The sequence below is a fragment of the Lysinibacillus sp. FSL M8-0216 genome, assembly GCF_038595555.1.
GTDB classification, from domain to species: domain Bacteria; phylum Bacillota; class Bacilli; order Bacillales_A; family Planococcaceae; genus Lysinibacillus; species Lysinibacillus fusiformis.
On sequence record NZ_CP152007.1, the window covers coordinates 1,561,738 to 1,577,413 of the forward strand.

General features: G+C 37.6%; 11 protein-coding genes and 1 pseudogene. 9 read left to right on the forward strand and 3 right to left on the reverse strand.

Annotation, left to right across the window (positions count from 1 at the left end; all coding sequences use genetic code 11):
* Positions 1 to 93: 93 nt before the first annotated feature.
* Positions 94 to 1,485, reverse strand: a complete 1,392-nt coding sequence (locus tag MKX57_RS07355) for an amino acid permease (protein WP_107921777.1) — start codon at positions 1,483 to 1,485, stop codon at positions 94 to 96.
* 270 nt (positions 1,486 to 1,755) lie between these two features.
* Between MKX57_RS07355 and MKX57_RS07360 the strand changes: the two genes are divergently transcribed.
* The 4 genes from MKX57_RS07360 (at position 1,756) to MKX57_RS07375 (ending at position 6,886) form a co-directional block, all read left to right on the forward strand.
* Positions 1,756 to 3,129, forward strand: a complete 1,374-nt coding sequence (locus tag MKX57_RS07360; protein WP_089986567.1) for an amino acid permease — start codon at positions 1,756 to 1,758, stop codon at positions 3,127 to 3,129.
* A gap of 148 nt (positions 3,130 to 3,277) precedes the next feature.
* The gene (locus tag MKX57_RS07365) at positions 3,278 to 4,687 is read left to right on the forward strand and encodes a spore germination protein (RefSeq protein WP_089986566.1); all 1,410 of its coding nucleotides are present in this window, start codon (positions 3,278 to 3,280) and stop codon (positions 4,685 to 4,687) included.
* Positions 4,688 to 4,697: 10 nt separating this feature from the next.
* The gene (locus MKX57_RS07370) at positions 4,698 to 5,777 is read left to right on the forward strand and encodes a GerAB/ArcD/ProY family transporter (RefSeq protein WP_237068757.1); all 1,080 of its coding nucleotides are present in this window, start codon (positions 4,698 to 4,700) and stop codon (positions 5,775 to 5,777) included.
* Positions 5,774 to 6,886 (forward strand): Ger(x)C family spore germination protein, encoded by a 1,113-nt coding sequence (locus MKX57_RS07375; protein ID WP_008176589.1) that lies wholly within the window; start codon positions 5,774 to 5,776, stop codon positions 6,884 to 6,886. The genes MKX57_RS07370 and MKX57_RS07375 overlap by 4 nt, the downstream gene beginning before the upstream one ends.
* Before the next feature lie 44 nt (positions 6,887 to 6,930).
* Here the strand turns inward: MKX57_RS07375 and pgeF are convergent, their stop codons facing one another.
* Positions 6,931 to 7,692, reverse strand: coding sequence for a peptidoglycan editing factor PgeF (gene pgeF / locus MKX57_RS07380; protein WP_008176588.1), 762 nt, complete (start codon positions 7,690 to 7,692; stop codon positions 6,931 to 6,933).
* A gap of 168 nt (positions 7,693 to 7,860) precedes the next feature.
* Here pgeF and MKX57_RS07385 point away from each other — a divergent pair, with 168 nt between their 5' ends.
* Both MKX57_RS07385 and MKX57_RS07390 read left to right on the forward strand, forming a co-directional pair.
* On the forward strand, positions 7,861 to 8,487 hold the full coding sequence (locus tag MKX57_RS07385; protein ID WP_008176587.1) for a hypothetical protein: 627 nt from the start codon (positions 7,861 to 7,863) through the stop codon (positions 8,485 to 8,487).
* 231 nt (positions 8,488 to 8,718) lie between these two features.
* Positions 8,719 to 9,327 (forward strand): CAP domain-containing protein, encoded by a 609-nt coding sequence (locus MKX57_RS07390; RefSeq protein WP_043990164.1) that lies wholly within the window; start codon positions 8,719 to 8,721, stop codon positions 9,325 to 9,327.
* Positions 9,328 to 9,487: 160 nt separating this feature from the next.
* Here the strand turns inward: MKX57_RS07390 and MKX57_RS07395 are convergent, their stop codons facing one another.
* Positions 9,488 to 11,980, reverse strand: coding sequence for a LuxR C-terminal-related transcriptional regulator (locus MKX57_RS07395; protein WP_342550875.1), 2,493 nt, complete (start codon positions 11,978 to 11,980; stop codon positions 9,488 to 9,490).
* A 460-nt stretch (positions 11,981 to 12,440) separates the two neighbouring features.
* Here MKX57_RS07395 and MKX57_RS07400 point away from each other — a divergent pair.
* The 3 genes and pseudogenes from MKX57_RS07400 to MKX57_RS07410 all read left to right on the forward strand — a co-directional run.
* A pseudogene (locus tag MKX57_RS07400) lies at positions 12,441 to 13,361 on the forward strand (beta-propeller fold lactonase family protein); the annotation flags it as partial.
* Between the two features lie 405 nt (positions 13,362 to 13,766).
* Positions 13,767 to 14,723, forward strand: a complete 957-nt coding sequence (locus MKX57_RS07405; protein WP_171365175.1) for a VanW family protein — start codon at positions 13,767 to 13,769, stop codon at positions 14,721 to 14,723.
* A 97-nt stretch (positions 14,724 to 14,820) separates the two neighbouring features.
* Positions 14,821 to 15,645 (forward strand): methyl-accepting chemotaxis protein, encoded by an 825-nt coding sequence (locus MKX57_RS07410; RefSeq protein ID WP_008176582.1) that lies wholly within the window; start codon positions 14,821 to 14,823, stop codon positions 15,643 to 15,645.
* Positions 15,646 to 15,676: the final 31 nt, after the last annotated feature.

Below are 15,676 nucleotides of genomic sequence, written 5' to 3' on the forward strand. Positions count from 1 at the left end.
GTTCTTTATGTAACAACAGAGCAAGCCTTTAGTTTTATGGGAATTGACATCAATTAAAATAAAAAAGATGTCCCTATGAGAGACACCTTTTTCTTATTCTTTATTCATTTCGCTATGCTTTCGACCATAAACCAAATAAACAATCAAACCGATGATGAACCAAATACCACATGCAACCCATGTAAGGACAGAAAGCTGTGATATTAAAAAGAGACATAATAGGAATGATAAAATCGGTAGGACTGGGAAAAACGGTACTTTAAAGCCCCCAGAAGGGATATTTTTATTTTTACGTAAATACACCACACCGATGGATACAATAGTAAATGCGACTAATGTGCCCATATTGACTAGTTCGGCAAGCTTAGAAAGTGGCACAAATCCTGCACAAAAGGCAACTAATATTGCGAAAATCCATGTGTTTTTCACGGGAGTTTTAAATTTAGGACTGAGCTCAGCCATACTTTTTGGCAGTAAACCATCACGGCCTAATGCGTACAGTAGTCGTGTTCCTCCGTAAGACATCACTAATATAACAGTCATCATTCCAACTACGGCACCTAATGAGATTATTCCCGCAATCCAATCTTGGTGGACCATCTGCATCACATAGCTAACAGGGTCACTTACATTTAACGCATGATAGGGAACGATACCTGTTAAAACCATTGATACAACAACATAGAGCACCGTACAAATAAGTAAAGAACCGATGATGCCAATGGGCATATTCCGCTGTGGATTTTTAACTTCCTCAGCAGCCGAAGATACCGCATCAAAACCTAAATAAGCAAAAAATACAAGTGCTGCTCCACTGAAGACGCCGCTTATGCCAAATGGTAGAAAGGGCTCCCAGTTAGTAGGCTTTACATAAAATACCCCTACGCCAATAAATAGTAAGATGACAGCGACCTTCAAGAAAACCATCCAAGTATTGAATCGAGTGGATTCTTTAATACCAAGCGTTAATAAAAATGCCGTAGCAAAAATAATCAAAATCGCAGGTACATTCATATATGTGCCAGCAGCAGGATTAAAGGCTCCTGAAATTGCTTGGGGCAAAACGATATGAAAGCCGGCAAGAAGTGAGGTTAAGTAAGATGACCAACCTGTCGCAACAGCGGCAACAGCCAGTCCATATTCCAAAAGTAAAGCCCATCCTACTAACCACGCGATAATCTCGCCAAAGACAATATAGCCATACGTATAGGCGCTCCCAGTTACGGGGACACTTGATGCAAATTCGGAATAACACATGCCTGCAAAAGCGCAAACAATGGCGGCGATAATAAAGGAAAAAACGATCCCAGGCCCAGCATGTGTTGCTGCCACCGTTCCAGGCAAGATGAAAATACCAGTGCCGACGATGGCACCAACTCCTAATAATATAAGATCAAAGGCACCTAACGTTTTCTTTAGTTGAATAGTCCCGCTATTTTGTAATAGTTCCTCGATTTTCTTTCTTCTAAATAATATTTTACTCACGCTCAATCCTCTTTTTCTTAGAAATATGTAAAAATATTATACTTTTTTGATAATTAGGTCAATCTTTTTGTCGAAATAAAGTGAAAAAACTAATATATTTAGAATTTTTAGAACAATAATAGTAAGGGAGCTACTCCATATGCTAAATCTACCAAAAAAACATTATTTTTTGTTTTTCCTAAAAATACAATTGTCTTTTTTAGAAAAATTGATTATGATTTTAAAGTATATTCAACGTAGATAGAACAACAGGAAAAGAGGCGTTATGGAGTGGCCAACAAAGAATTACAACGAGGATTAGAGGCACGTCACATCCAAATGATCGCGCTAGGCGGTACGATTGGTGTGGGCTTATTTATGGGTTCTGCAAGTGCCATCCAATGGACAGGACCTTCAGTACTCCTTGCCTATGGAATTGCAGGTATTTTTATATTTTTCATTATGAGAGCAATGGGTGAGATGCTTTATATGGAGCCAAGTACAGGCTCTTTTGCAACATTTGGCTATAAATACATTCACCCTTTAGCAGGCTATTTAACAGCATGGAGCAACTGGTTCCAATGGGTAATTGTTGGGATGTCTGAAATTATAGCCGTGGGAACGTATATGCAGTATTGGTATCCTGATTTACCAGCATGGATACCGGGTCTCATTGCAATGATCATATTAGGTGTGGCAAACTTTATCTCAGTTAAATCTTTTGGTGAATTTGAATTTTGGTTCGCCATGATTAAAATCGTAACCATTATATTAATGATTGTAGCAGGGGTTGGACTGATCTTCTTTGGCTTTGGTAATGATGGTATTGCGATTGGCTTATCAAATCTATGGAGTCATGGTGGCTTCTTTACTGGTGGCTGGACAGGCTTCTTCTTTGCATTATCGTTAGTAGTTGCAGCCTACCAAGGTGTAGAGCTTATTGGTATTACAGCAGGGGAAGCAAAAGATCCACAAAAGACAATTACGAATGCTATTCAAAGTATTATTTGGCGCATTTTAATTTTCTATATCGGAGCTATTTTTGTCATTGTGACAGTGTATCCGTGGGATGAATTGGGTACGATCGGTAGTCCCTTTGTTGCGACATTTGCCAAGGTAGGTATTACAGCTGCTGCAGGTATTATTAATTTTGTCGTTATTACAGCTGCTATGTCTGGCTGTAACAGTGGTATTTATAGTGCAGGACGTATGTTATATACTCTTGCGATGAATGGACAAGCACCGAAATTTTTCGCGAAGCTTTCTAAAAGTGGTGTACCTTTATTTGGTACAGCTGGCGTGTTAATTGGTTTAGTGATTGGTGTCATTTTAAGCTATATTGCACCACAGAATTTATTTGTCTATGTGTACAGTGCAAGTGTTTTACCAGGAATGATACCATGGTTCATTATATTAATTAGCCAAATGAAATTTAGAAAAGTAAAAGGTGAACAATTAGCGAATCACCCGTTTAAAATGCCACTAGCCCCTATTACGAATTATTTAACAATTATCTTCTTAATGATGGTGCTGGTTGGCATGTGGATTAATGACGATACGCGTATATCATTAATCGTAGGAATTGTATTTTTAGTAATTGTAACTATTAGCTATTATGCATTTGGTATTGGCAAAAATCGCTACAGTACGGATCAGGGCGAATAGCAAAAAGATGCTTCTCTTAACAAGAGAGGCATCTTTTTTTGCATATTTTTGCTAGCATATTTTTTACATAAACATTCGTAAACATGCCAAACTATAAAAAACTACGTGTGGAGACTGGTATTCGTTGAAATAAAAGGGGTTGAACGGAATGCACGAAATACCTGAACAGCTTGTTGCTAAATTAAAGAAGGAAATAAATGATGTAGATGATGTAAAGCTAAATATGATTGCAACAGAAGAAGGGGATGTTACCCTTATATATTTTTCCTCTCTTATAGAAAAAATGACGTTACAATCAATGGTATCTATTCCGTTAACCAATAATATCAAACAAATTCATCAAATGGCTCAATATGTGGACCCTAAAGATATACAAGGCGTCATTAAAAAATTGAACTCTGGGCAAACACTGCTGTTTTTTCATGAAACCAATGCACTTTTAAGTATGGATACGTATAGTGCACCTACAAGGGCCATTACAAATACTGAAACAGAATCAACCGTTATAGGGCCTCAGGATGCATTTACGGAATCTTTGGAGACCAATATTTCTCTAGTGAGAAGACGAATTCAAAGCGCTCAGCTAAAAAATGAAAATCGTATTGTTGGTTCTGAGGCTAATATTAAAATTTCCATTATGTATATGGATAATATTGTGAACCATAAAAACTTAGACGATCTTAGGAATCGTATTGATCAGGTGGAATTCCCTTTATTTACAGATATTTCGGTGTTGAAGCAATTAATTGAGGATAATCCGCTATCCCCTTTTCCCCAATATTATATGACGGTACGCCCTGATAGTATTTGTCGATACTTAATTGACGGCCGGATTGTCATGTTTATGGATAATAGCCAATTAGCGATTGTCTGTCCGACCTCGTTTTTTGAAATGTTCGTGTCGATTGAGGATTATTATAACCGATGGACAACAGCCTCATTACTAAGGATGCTGCGCTTCTTTGGTTTTTTCTTAACGATCATGATTACGCCCATGTATATTTCTGCCTTAACCTTTCATCCAGAAATATTGCCATATGAGCTTTTGTTAAATCTTCAAGAATCGAGAAGTAAAGTGCCTTTTCCACCTCTTATCGAAGTGTTATTTATCGAATTGATTGTAGAGGTATTACGGGAAGCGGGTTCTCGAATGCCGGCAAAAGTAGGACAAACAATCGGTATCGTAGGAGGTATTGTCATTGGGACTGCGGCTGTGCAGGCAGGATTACTTAGTAATATTCTCATTGTGTTGGTGGCCACTTCTGCACTATTATCTTTCCTACCACCGATTTTCTTGATGAGTAATGCTAGCCGATTTGTGCGATATATTTTCATTTTATCCGCTGGGTTATTTGGTCTATTTGGGCAAATGCTTGCCTTTGCTTGGTTAATTCATCATTTACTAAGTTTAAAATCATTAGGAACTCATTATATGACACCAGGTATACCGAGAAATCCAACAGATTTGTTAGATAATGTCATCAGATTTCCTATCAACTATTTAACGAAAAAATCAGGCATATCAAGTGCTCAGAAAAAACCGACAGAGGAGAAATGAGGTAAAAGACTTGGGCGCAGCTAACGTAAAGATGTTAAATCGCTATCACGTCATTTTTTTGGCCCAGAGTATTATGGTAGGGACAGGAATACTATCATTGCCGCAAAAATTAAGTGCTATGGGTTATACCGAGTGGTTTATGCCCGTATTGTTCGGTATTATTGCTACCTTAACTCTTTGGCCCATGATTTGGCTTTGCTCGAAATACCCGAATGAACATCTATTTCGTATCAATGAAATTCTTTTCGGGAAAGTTTTAGGGAAAAGCCTTAATCTCTTGTTTGTCATTCAATTTATTATCTTTAGTGCAGGAATTATTAGCAACTATATGCATCTCATACAAAGTACAGCGTTACAAGAGCAAACCATCACTTTACCTGTGCTGTGTTTCTTACTGTTACTGATATATATTGTAAGTGGTGGTATCAAATCCATTGCTAGATTTTGCATGATGAGTTTTTTTATTACAATCGGCATGTTCTATTTTACACAGTGGGCTATTGAAAAAGGGGAGGTAAGTCATTTACTCCCTTTATTCAATTTTAGTGGGCTAGATTTCTTTAATGCATTTAAAGAAGGCTATTTATCAGTCCTTGGCTATGAATTAATTATGTTTTACTTTCCATATATTATCGATCAGAAAAAAGCCTTTCGTCATTCATTGATTGGTATTTGGATTAGTATTTTCCTTTGTTTTTTCACGACAGTAGTAAGCGTCATCTATTATTCTGAATGGCAGTTGAAAAACGTAGAGTTTTCCGTTTTGAATTTATTTAAAGCCGGCGAACTTACCTTCGTGGAACGAATCGATATTATCGGTATAACATTATGGGTATTTTTAATATTATCGACAGCCACAGCCTATGTATGGTGTGCTAAATTAGGCGTGGATACGCTGTTTAAAAAGAAAAATAGTTATCAATTATATGTGATTGCTGCTATCATTTTTTTGATTATTAGAATGCCATTTTCTCGAGAATTCCAAGAGAAACTTTTTACAGCAAGTAATTACATTGGTTATATGCTAATTATTTGGCCAATCTTCTTAAGCATGATCTATATAGTTCGAAAAAAGAAGGTGCAACAATGAATAGAAAGCTTCTACTAAGTATCACACTTGCGCTTTTATTGTTATTGGCTGGTTGTTCAAGAAAAGAGCTGAAGGTACCTTTAGAGGATATAGGGATGGTTGGAACAATGGCGTTTGATTATATTGATGAAGATCAAATGAAATTAACGGTCGCTATTCCTCAATATTCACCAGAGGCACAACAAAACACACAAATTTTTTCGGTGTCTACAGATCTTGTATCGAATGGCATCGTAGAAATCGAAAAGCTTTCGGATAAAAAAATTGTCTTTAACCAATTACGAGTTGTGTTGGTTAATGAAGATTTTGCACGAAAAGGTGAGATACAAAATGTCATTCAGCATCTATACAGAAATGCTGAGGTGGGCAATAAAGTCCTCATTGCTATTGTGAAGGACAAAGCAGAAGCCATTATAAAGGGAAATTACCCGGATAAACCAAACATTAATATTTACATTAATGATTTATTGGAACCCAGTATAAATACAGCATTTAATCCGAATACGAATATCCATGATTTTATGTATACAATAACGAATCCTGTGACGGATACGATTATTCCATATCTTGAAAAACGCGATGAGAAGATTGAAATTAAAGGTGTTGCTGTTTTTAAGGGGAACCATATGCATGAAGTGATTAAGCCAGAGGAGGCACTCATTGTTCAAGCATTACTAGGAAGAAAAAGTCTAGCACCTCTCCATTTAGATCTACATGAGGGATATGGGGAGGAAAAATTAATGATTGATTTAATTGAGAGCTCTATTAAAATGCAAAGTAATAAAAATGTTGACTCACCTAAGCTCATCATTCACCTACAAATTAAAGGAACGTTAAGTGAATACAAAGGGGCGAGAGAATACGAGTTGAATACGATTGAAAGCATTAGTCGGTTAGAGAAGGATGTAAATAAGCAGCTAGAAGTGGATATTACCAAGTTTTTAGATAAACTAAAAAATATGGATGTCGATCCTAGTGGGTTAAGTGAAAAATTTAGAATGTACTATCATGGAAAGTGGACGACCAAAAAAACGAGGGAAGTCATAAGTAAATTACAAACAGAGGTACATGTTGAGACGTCAATTATTAGTACTGGTACATTAAAATAAACAGGACAATCCTTATGCTGAAGTGGATTGTCCTTTTCGTTTGTTTAAGATTTTCGCATAATAAAGCTTAAATGTCTGCCTGCCTGTTTGTCCTGACGATAGGAGAAGCCATCAGGGCTAAGGAATGTACAAGTGGCATCAACTTGGATTTGCTCAGATGGAATACCAGCAAGTTCACATTGTTTTTTCACCGTTTTTTGATTATCAATATGGTATTTATTCGTCTCGGTATTCAAATACATAAATTCCTCTGCATAACCAAGGCTGTGGAACTTCTCATACACATCAGCATCTACCTCAAATTTTTGCTGGCTTAATGCCATACCAATTTGAACGTGAAAATCCTCTGGTCGACATTGTTCTTCTTCCAACAGATGCTGGAACAGTTTAGGAGTAATTTCTTTAATAGTGCCCTGCCACCCTGAATGAATGACGCCCACTAAACCATTGGCCACATTATAAAAAATCACAGGAACGCAATCTGCCGTAAAACTACATAATAATAAATTAGGCTCAACTGTATAAAGAGCATCTGTGTTTTTCACAGCCGTATCCATTTGCACGGCGCCACGTCCTTTATCGGCTAAGGTCACTCGATGGAAGTTGGCACTATGTGTTTGTTCCGTACAAATAAAATCTTGTAGGTCGCAGTTCAATGCTGTTGCTAATTGTTGACGATTGTCAATGACATCATGGATATGATCGCAAACATGCAACGCCATATTATTATGCTCTAATTCCATCGTATCCTTTAAGGTAGTGCCAGCGATAAATTGATCATTATCTACATATATTTTTGATTTCATTCAATCACCCCGCTTTACTATATAGGATTCCACTACGAATGTATAGGTTCCATTCCCTTGAATATTTGTTACTACTTTCCCTTACTCTACTAGCAAACTTTTAGACATAATGAATAGATTTCTTCACATATAGTATGAGGAATCATATGTGGAGGGAGAGAGTAAAAAATGGCTCAACTAGATATTTTATTAATTTGCCAAATAGGCATGGGCCTTTTCTGGATTATTACATATATATTAGTTATTTACAAAGGGTGGAAGGATAAAAAATACGGCATGCCTATGGTTGCTATTTGTGCCAATATTGCATGGGAATTTATCTTTACTTTTCTTTACCCACAAAATGACCTTCAACGATTGATTACGCTCACTTGGCTCATATTAGATGTCGTTATACTGATGCAATTTTTACGTTTTGCACCACCAGAATATCGGAGAATCCTGTCTAAAAAATTATTATATGCCTCTTTTTTGGTCACTTTAATTTTCAGCATGTTAATGATTTTAGGGATTATTCATCAATTTCAGGATTTTGAAGGGAAGTACGCAGCGTTTATGCAAAACCTCATGATGTCAGGATTATTTATCGGTTTATTATTACGAAGAGGGAATTTAGATGGTCAATCCATGGGCATTGCTGTCTGTAAGATGATTGGAACATTGTTTGCTGCAGTTGGCTTTTATCTTTATTTCCGTACGCCGTTTATTACCATTATTTCTATAGCTACCTTTTTTTATGACTGTCTCTATATTCTATTAATTTACCAAATGAAGAGGAAATTAGTAGCGAAGTAGGGTTTCTTCAGTAAATATGGAAGACTAATTTAGTTGGTAATGTTTGTTAATGACAATTAGATTGCAACTTGATGACAAGGTGCATCATGATAAATGGTGTTAAATTGGGATTCGTAAATTTTTGTTGTTCATCTGTCATGTATTTGTAAAAATCCTTCCAAATATTTTGTGATGATCATTGCTCAAAAACTATTTACCATAATAGGAGAGCAAACAGGAAGGATGATAGACATGTTGAAAAAAGTAAAAAAAGCGGCACTTGCTTCAGTTATTGCAGCTTCATTATTAGTACCAGTGGGGGCAATGGCGGCTGAATCCTATACAGTCTCATCTGGTGACACTCTTTGGAAAATCGCATTGAAAACGGAATCAGGTGTACAAGAATTAATGGATGTAAACCCACAGCTTGCCAATCCAAATCAAATTTATCCTGGACAAAAAATAAATGTCCCTGTAAAGGAACAAGCAAGCGTTGAACAAGAAGTCATTAAACTGGTGAATGCGGAACGCGCCAAAGCAGGTCTCTCAGCATTACAAGACGACTGGGAGTTATCAAGAGTAGCTAAATACAAATCTCAAGATATGCATGATAAAAAATACTTTGACCATACAAGTCCAACGTATGGAACGCCATTTACGATGATGAAAAATTTCGGTATTTCATATCGATCAGCCGGTGAAAATATTGCCAAAGGTCAACGCTCTGCACAAGAAGTCGTTACAGCTTGGATGAACAGTGAAGGGCACCGTGCGAATATTCTCAACAAAACCTATACACATATCGGTATAGGTTATGTAGCAGATGGCAACTACTGGACGCAAATGTTTATACAAAAATAAAAGAAGAACTGCCCCAATCAGGTAAGACTGAGTTTGGGCAGTTTTTTTGGAATTTATTTAAATATATCCAGATCTTCTAAGAGCGGTAAATTATTATTTTGTACAACTATAAATAAATGAATCTTTATAGCAAAAGGCATCAGTGTGCCTTTTAGGAGCTTTAATGTTTTTTGAGGGCAATCGCCTTGGCTCGGGAGTTAACCCCTAGCTTACTATAAATTGTAGATAAATAAACACGAACAGTGCCTTCTGATAAATGCAGACGTTTAGCTATTTCACGATTAGTTATACCATCTACTAGCAAATCATAAATATCCTTTTCCCGTTGTGTCAGCATTGATGGAGCTTTGGCAGGAAATGCGGTCCCTTCTTTTAGGTAACTAAAATAAACTGTCGGTATGGATTCCCATCGTTGATGAAGCTGTTCGAAATAAATTTCTAATAGCGGCTCTAAATCCTTTTCATCTAAAAAGGATCGAACATAATAGAAGGGTGCTGCGAGTTCGAAAGCCTCGTGTAAAGATTCTAAGGCGAGTTCTTGGTGACCTAGACGGTATTGACAAATAGCTTCAAGAATTGTGGCTTCAATAATTGTAGCAATTTGCTCTTCCTGCTGACCTTTCATTTTTATCTGAATTAAGCTCGTTAAGGCTTCGTTCGGCTTTTCCTTCAATAATAGTAAACGGGCATGTACTAAGAGCCAGAATGGTTGCTTTGATTGGATAGACTGTAAGATCAACTCAGCCTGATGACTATCGCCTGCAATAATATGACAGTAGGCTTGCATAATTTGTATAGATGTACGCCAGTGCTTTTCCGTCACATCCTCTAATAGCTGGGTCAGCATAGCAACAGCTGAACTTATTTGATTTTGCTGGATATAGATTTTTGCTTTCAGGAGATACATGGGGATACATAATCCAGGATCTTGTAACTGATGGCCAAGCTTAAGTGCCATTTCGATTTCTTTATGGGTAAACGGTATTAGGTTGCGTTCATACAATGATTCGGCGGCAACACCATAGCTAAAAGCAGTTACATTAGCTGTTTGTAAAGACGTTTCTCGAAAAAGCTCACTTATGACTGTTCCTTGTTCCATTGTTTGAAGTTTTCCTTTTGAGCCAATGCTTGTTCGTAAAAGCTTATATTCAAAACTATTATAGGGAATAGGCACATGATCCCATCTAGAGGGGATATGTCCTTTGGCGAGCTGTTTTCTCATAATTTGTTCCACTAACTGTAAATCACCACCAGCGGCAACGATAGCAAAAGCCTTTGCACTTTCATAAATATAGGTCATGGCCGCATGCTCCTCTTGCTCCATCCATTGTTCAGTCAGCTGCCGCAATTCAAGTTCCTCCATAAGAGATGACGCTGCTTCAACTTCCGTGGTTGAAATCGATGTCAAAAAGCCAATGACTAGCATTTCATAAGAGACTTTATATTGGTCACGACGAAGCTGGTGCAACCACCGCATAAACGTTGCTGTTTGACCTGATAAAAAAAGCTGAACAAGATGATCGGTCATCCATGGCGTCGCTAGGTCATATTGTCCATGTTTAAGTGCTAATTCAATAGCAGAAATATAATCCCCTTGGTCATAAATGAATTGAGATGTTTCGAGAACAAGATTACGTATGTCCTGCTTCGAAAATTGTCTTGTTAATTCCATTTGCAATGCTTCCGCTAATAAATGATGGTAACGGAATATGGGCTGTTTGGATTGCAACCGAATGGTGAAAAGTCCTTTTGCTTCTAAATGTTCCAATTGTTCAAGACTATTTGTCTGTTTGGTCAATTGATCACAAATAGCAGGGTCCAGCTCCTGCAATAGGGAAGTGCGCAGCAAAAATTGTTGTGTTTCAGAAGGTAGATTATGAATAATTTCTTGCCATAAAAATTCTGAAATAAAGGGCTGTGCAGCTTCTTCCAAAGCTTCTATATCAGGGTCATGTGCAAAGCTAGTTAACAATAATCCGGCTACCCAACCTTCAGTTTTATCTAAAATAGCTTGCAACTGTTGGTGGTTGAGAGCAGGTAAATGTTTGCAGGAAAAAAATCGCTTCACCTCCTGTAACGTAAAGCGTAAATGTCCCGAATGGATTTCATGTATCCACTGCTTAACTCGCCACTTAGCTATTGGTAGTGCAGGGACGGAACGAGAGGACATATAGATATGTGCATGACTAGGTAAATATTCTACGAATTGTGTCATGAGTTGATGTATCACTGGATTTTCTATGACATGATAATCATCTAGTACAATCGAGATGGGCTGTTGGATGGCATTCATTTCTTCTAACAGAGAATAGATAAAAAATTCAAGTGTTGCAGGGTCCTGCGAGTTGAGTAGCGGTGCAAGAATCTGATCTATTTCACTTTTAGAAGACCTAGCAATAGCGTGTAAAATATATGTCCAGTAACGTATCGGATCATTATCAGCAGCATCTAGGGAAACCCATGCAGTGGTTTCTTTTTTATTTTTCAACCAGCTAGTTAGTATACTGGTTTTCCCATAACCCGCTGGAGCTCGTAAAATCGTTAATTTAACATGTATATGTTGATCGAATAAATCGAATAATTGAGTTCTTTCTATTAAAGTGGGTGAATGATGTGGCATTGTTATTTTAGAAGATAATAATGTTTGAGGCACCTTAATTTCCTCCTTTAGTTCAGAAAAGTTCCATAATTTTCATTGTACTAAACTATTATCATTTTTTCGTATGTTAATAGTCCTATCATTTCCATCTTTCATTGTTTTTTGGTGTCTAATGGTAGTGGACATTCAAAACTGAGGCCATCGTTCTTCCTCTTTTTCATGATCCATTTCAACATGGTACAAAGTCTATCTTACATCACCCAAAAAAACTAAAAGTGCTGGTATCTCATGTAAACAACTAATCTACACATTTCACACAAGTTCAAATAGGTAAATATACAAGAAACTCAATTTTGTGGGCATATAGTAGTCATATATGTCTGGGAGGTTGTTCAGTGTGGGAAAAGAACAAAGATTTTTTAAAATCAAGTTTAAATCAAATCCAGGTTGTCATTGCCATTGCTGCGGTTTTTGTTGCCCTTGTCGTTGTAAGCACCCATTTTTACCAGTACCACCAACTTGTAACTATCTCGTCTATGTAACAGACGCTGGACAGTTAGCAACTCCTGATAACAGAGTATCAGTAATCGATACAGCAACCAATACGATAGTCGCTACCATTCCAGTAGGAACGGCTCCACTAGAAATAGCGATTACACCAAATGGTGCGTTTGGTTATGTGCCAGCGCTCTTCTCCAATAATGTAACTGTATTTGATACAGCGACAAATACGGTAGTCGCTACGATTCCAGTTGGAAGTGAGCCTCTTGGTGTAGCGATTTCACCAAATGGAGCCCTTGCCTATGTTTCCAATCACGGATTAGGCGCTAACTCTGTATCCGTCATAGATACAGCGACAAATACCGTGACAGCAACAATTCCAGTAGGGCTTCAACCTCAAGGTATTGCTTTTACGCCGAATAGTGCGTTTGCTTACGTGGCAAACGAAAATTCAGGTAGTGTATCTGTTATAAATACAGCGACCAATATGGTGGTTGCTACTATCCCTGTTGGAATTCGCCCAAGATCAATTGTCTTCACATTAAATGGACAATTTGCTTATGTTACAAATGAAAATAGCGATAATGTATCTATCATTAATGTTGCAACCAATATAGTAGTTGGTACAATCCCTGTAGGAACAGGACCTGTAGGATCAGCCATTACACCTGATGGAACACTTTTGTATATCGTCAACAAAGGTAGTGATACCGTATCTGTCATCAGTACAACGACAAATATGGTGATAGCAACAATCCCTGTTGGTTCTTCACCTGACCAAGTAACGATCTTACCAAATGGCACTTTTGCATATGTCACAAATCAAACGGACAATACAGTGTCTGTCATAGATATAGCAACCAATATGGTAGTGGATGTAATCCCAGGGTTTAATGGACCGACTGGTATAGATACAGGGGTAATTTGTCTATAGCCTGTAATAAAGACAAGTTAATTTCATCCACCAATGTTCTGGTAGCTCAAAGGTTTCAACAAAATACTCGTAGTACTCAAATACTTTGCAAAGAAAAAAATAGTAAGATACGTTCTGTCAATTGTGCATGATTAAAGAGCAAAATATTGGGGTAGCAGTCGTTTACTTCTAACTTGTCTTAGTGCCAGGCTATCCCTGCGATACATAAGAAAAAGCCTACCTTATTAACTGTGATCGTCAAGAGTAAGCAGATCCGGAAGTTTCATTTTGTCAGGCAAACAAATAAATATCTACAAAAACCACACACTATAAGCAATATATGAATAAGATGTCTCTGTAGTATGAACATAGAGGTAGGTGTATATGTTGAAAAGGAAGTTAGTTTCCGCATTTTGTGTTTTATGTATGGTGGGACTAGTAGGTTGTCAAAAAAATTTGAACAACGACCAAAGTCTAGAGCAAGAAAATCAACCATTAAAACAGCCAGTCGAAGAAATGAAAAAGCCAGTTACCTATGAGCAAGTTCCACAAAATGGGCCGGCTCTTGTGGAGATTGTAGATCCGAAAACAAAGAAGATTATTGAAACCATTTCACCAAAGGATAGTGGCTATGAGACAAATTTGCAAGCCTATCAGCAGCATATCGAGCAGTTAGCAAAGGAATTAGCAAGAGGGATGGATGAAATGGAGGGCTATGACCAGCGAATGATGCTTGATCGATTGGATGAAGAAGGAAAAGTAATCAAGGGAAGGCCGCAAATGATTTTAAAAGAAAGTGAATTAGTAGAGAGAATACTGGATGCCTCTGCGACTGGTGGTCAAGTGGAGATACCTCTTTATTTGACGCAAAGTGGATATTCATTTGAGGACATTCCTTATTTAGAGGAGGTCGTTGTAGCATCCTATACGACGTATTTTAATAGCGCTGATTTGGGAAGAAATAAAAATATTGAGCTTTCTGCCAAGGCTATTAATAATGTCATCGTGGGTAGTGGTGACCATTTTTCATTTAATACGATGGTTGGACCTCGAGATGAGGCAAATGGCTATCAGCCTGCACCAGAAATTATTAATAAGAAAGTGGTAATGGGGATTGGTGGGGGTATTTGTCAAACTTCCTCGACCCTCTTTAATGCAGTGGATCAGCTACAAGTCAAGTATGTAGAACGTCACCATCATTCTCTGGATATTGGATATGTGCCAAAGGGAAGGGATGCGACGGTTGCCTATGGAAGCTTGGATTTTAGGTTTCAGAACACTAGTGATGTTCCATTTGTAATTCAAACTACCTATGGAAAAGATTTTTTGACAATCGACATACGAACTGCTGAAAAATATGTAGAAATATTGACAAAGGGTTAATGCGACGAAAAGACACCATAGGACGTTGGTGTCTTTTTATAAGTGTCATGATATAGTTAAAATTGAATAGTTAGTAAATATTTGGGGGGGACAGACAATGCATCCAAAACTAATGGCCGTCATAGAGACGATGGATTTATATCAGGCAACATACCCAGAAGATGCTTGTGTCATAGTGGCAGACACTGAAAAAGTACTTGCCTATAAACCGGGGAAGCATGTTGACTTAAAAGTAGGTGTAGGTGAGCCAGTACATAAATATCGAGGAACAGCAACAGAAATCGCGTTGAGTTCAGGTCGATTCGTTAAAGAGGAACGAGGAGCAGAGGGGTTTGGTATGGCCTATATCGCCTCGGCACAGCCTATTTTTGATGGAGGTCAAATTATAGGTGTAGTAAGTGCCATCATTTCTAATGAAAAAATGGATCATATGCGTCTATTGGCGACGGATCTTTCGAGTGCGGTAGAAGAAATGACTGCCACAAATGAAGGATTAGCTACTGCCAGTATAGATGTTTCCAATCGTTTAGGGGCACTATCAAATTTCTCCGAATCAATGGCAGGTGATATTGAACAAATTAATGTAATTGTTCAATTAGTAAAAGACTTAGCGATGAAATCTAAAATTCTTGGCTTGAATGCATCGATTGAAGCGGCACGTTCGGGGGAGCATGGTCGTGGTTTTGCAGTTGTCGCATCTGAAATACAAAAAATGTCCCAGAGCAGTACAGAAAGTGCAAATAGTATTACGAAACAATTAGAAAGCATTAAACAATCGATTGATCAAGTGAATGCTTCTGCTAATCAAGTGGCTGCCTTTACCCAGCAATTTGCCACGAGTATGTATGAATTAAGCGATGCGTATAAAGGAGTAAATCATACTGCTGAAAAGTTAATGCATATTAGCGAAATCAAAGCTTAAACATATAAAGGATAATAGCCAGTAAAGGGCT

Excerpts from the sequence above, each read along its gene's own strand:
- MKX57_RS07390 (WP_043990164.1), top strand. The coding sequence starts at position 8,719 with ATGTTGAAAAAAGTAAAAAAAGCGGCACTTGCTTCAGTTATTGCAGCT.
- pgeF (WP_008176588.1), bottom strand. The coding sequence starts at position 7,692 with ATGAAATCAAAAATATATGTAGATAATGATCAATTTATCGCTGGCACT.
- MKX57_RS07365 (WP_089986566.1), top strand. The coding sequence starts at position 3,278 with ATGCACGAAATACCTGAACAGCTTGTTGCTAAATTAAAGAAGGAAATA.
- MKX57_RS07405 (WP_171365175.1), top strand. The coding sequence starts at position 13,767 with ATGGTGGGACTAGTAGGTTGTCAAAAAAATTTGAACAACGACCAAAGT.
- MKX57_RS07385 (WP_008176587.1), top strand. The coding sequence starts at position 7,861 with ATGGCTCAACTAGATATTTTATTAATTTGCCAAATAGGCATGGGCCTT.
- MKX57_RS07410 (WP_008176582.1), top strand. The coding sequence starts at position 14,821 with ATGCATCCAAAACTAATGGCCGTCATAGAGACGATGGATTTATATCAG.
- MKX57_RS07375 (WP_008176589.1), top strand. The coding sequence starts at position 5,774 with ATGAATAGAAAGCTTCTACTAAGTATCACACTTGCGCTTTTATTGTTA.